This window comes from Pseudomonas sp. P5_A2_2, assembly GCF_054177685.1.
The window spans coordinates 1-2,617 of sequence record NZ_JBGCUL010000641.1 but is presented as its reverse complement, the minus strand read 5'-3'; the positions used below and the strand labels follow the sequence as shown (position 1 = coordinate 2,617).

General features: G+C 62.5%; 2 protein-coding genes. Both read left to right on the top strand.

Annotation, left to right across the window (positions count from 1 at the left end):
* Positions 1-1,496 (top strand): glycosyltransferase (locus tag ACXRVY_RS23540; RefSeq protein WP_458238377.1); only part of this gene is annotated, 1,496 nt, incomplete at its 5' end.
* 126 nt (positions 1,497-1,622) lie between these two features.
* The coding region (gene pseC / locus ACXRVY_RS23535; RefSeq protein ID WP_458238376.1) for a UDP-4-amino-4,6-dideoxy-N-acetyl-beta-L-altrosamine transaminase at positions 1,623-2,617 on the top strand (995 nt) is incomplete at its 3' end.

The window sequence follows — 2,617 nt, the reverse complement described above, 5'->3', positions numbered from 1 at the left end:
GCGACAAGCTGCAGGTCAGCCTCGACAGCCTGCTCGAAGGCCACAGCAAGGCGTTCAAAATCGTGGTCTTCACCACCGGTGAAGCGCCGGCGGCGACCACGGCGCAGAACACCCTGCACTTTGTCCGGGTTACCCAAAGCAACTACGTCGACAAACTGAACCAGAGCGCGCGTCAGTCGACGTGCGACTGGCTGCTGCTGGCTGAAGCCGGCGACGAGTTCACCGCCGGTGGTCTGTTGCGTGCCAGCCTGGAATTGCTCGCCGCGGCAGACTGTCGCGCCGTCGCCACCGACGAAATCCAGCGCACCGCCGAAGGCGCACTGATGGACGTGTTCCGCCCTGGCTTCAATCTTGACTTGCTGCAAAGCCTGCCGGCCTTGATGGCGCGTCACTGGCTGATCCGGCGGGAAGTGTTCATGGAAGTCGGCGGCTACCAGCCTGACTTCAGCAAGGCCCTGGAGTTCGACTTGCTGCTGCGTATCATCGAGCAGGGCGGCCTCAACGGGCTGGCCCACCTGGACGAACCGTTGCTGATCAGCCGGGCACCGGTGCTGGAAGAAAACGCCGATGAGCGCCTGGCGTTGCTGCGCCACTTGGGCAATCGTGGCTACAAGGCCAAGATCACGTCGGCAGTGCCTGGCACTTATCAGATTGACTACCGCCACACCGAGCGCCCGCTGGTGTCGATCATATTGCCGGCCGGGGACGACCTGGCTGCGCTGCAACAGTGCCTGCAAGCTGTGTTRCTGCGTACCCGCTACATCCAGTACGAAGTGCTGATCGCACTCAATCCGAATCAGTCGGCCGAGGTCAATGACTGGCTGGGTACTTACCAGCATCCGAAAGTCAGCGTGCTGCGTGCCGACCGGACCCTGAGCGATGCGGCGTTGTACAACGCGGCCAGCCAGCAGGCGCAGGGCGAGTACCTGGTGCTGTTGGCCGCCGACAGTGAAGTGGTCAACCCGAACTGGCTCGAGTCGCTGCTCAATCACGCCCAGCGTCCGGAAGTCGGGGTGGTCGGTCCCAAGTTGATCGACCGCGACGGCAAGGTCACCCAGGCCGGGCTGATTCTCGGCATGAACGGTGGTGTGGGCTCAGCATTTGTCGGTGAAAAACACGACGCCGAAGGTTACCTGCACCGGTTGGCGCTGGAGCAGAACTACTCGGCGGTGTCGAAGGTGTGCCTGATGGTGCGTAAAGCGTTGTTCGACGAACTGGACGGTCTCGATAGCGTGACCTTCGCCGACGGCTTGAGCGACGTCGACCTGTGCCTGCGGGCCGGACAGGCCGGTTACCTCACCGTTTGGACACCGCTGGTACAGGTCATTCATTCGGGTGCCGTGCCACAGGTGCCGCAGGCCCTCGATGCGCTGCGTGACAAGTGGGCGGCAGCCTTTGCCCAGGACCAGGCCTATAACGCCAATCTGGCCTTGAGCGGCAAGGGCTTTGCCCTGGGCGAAAGTGCTTCGGTGAACTGGGCGCAGATGCTCGGCTAGGCCCGGCGAAAAGGTATAAGGGATTCAAGGCATGCACAACGGTATTTCGATTTTCATTGCAGGCCGGACCGGTTCGTTCGGGCGTCAGATCATCCGGGACGCGCTGGTGCGTGTCTGGTTGCCAGCATGATTCCTTACKCTCGGCAAAGCCTTGATCAGGCGGACATCGACGCCGTGGTCGGTGTGTTGCAGTCTGACTGGCTGACCCAGGGGCCGACCATCGAGCGCTTCGAGCGAGCCATGGCCGAACGCTGCGAGGCCGGTTTTGCCGTGGCGGTGTGCAATGCCACGGCGGCCCTGCACATCGCTTGCCTGGCGGCGGGGCTCGGCCCGGGCGATTGGCTGTGGACGACACCGAACACCTTTCTCGCCTCGGCAAACTGTGGTCGCTACTGCGGTGCCGAGGTGGATTTTGTCGATATCGACCCGCTGACCTGGAACCTCGATGCCGCTGCGCTGGCCGTCAAGCTGGAACGGGCCGAACGTGAAGGCCGGTTGCCGAAAGTGCTCGTGGCCGTGGCGTTCTCGGGGCAGAGCTGCGACATGCGCAGGATTGCCGCACTGGCCAGGCGCTATGGCATAACGGTGATCGAAGATGCGGCCCATGCCGCCGGTGCGTCCTACGCCGGGCGCCCGGTGGGTTGTGGCGAGTTTGCCGCAATGACCGTGTTCAGCTTTCATCCGGTGAAGATCATCACCAGTGCCGAGGGCGGCATGGTCATGACCAACAGCCCGGAACTCGCCGAGCGTTTGCAACGCTTGCGCAGCCATGGCATGACCCGTGATCCGCAACAAATGACCGGACCCAGTCACGGCCCCTGGTACTACGAACAGGTGGAGCTGGGTTTCAATTACCGCATTACCGACCTGCAGGCGGCCCTTGGTTTGTCGCAGTTGAACAAACTCGATGAGTTTATCGAGCGTCGGCGTGAACTGGCGGCGCGTTATGAGCGCTTGCTGGCGTATTTGCCGCTGACCCTGCCCAGTGCGCAGCCTGAGGCCGAGTCGTCATGGCATCTGTATGTAGTGCGCCTGCAACTCGATCAGATCAATCTCACCCATCGTGAGGTGTTCGAGGGCTTGCGAGCTGCCGGGGTCGGTGTGAACCTGCACTACATTCC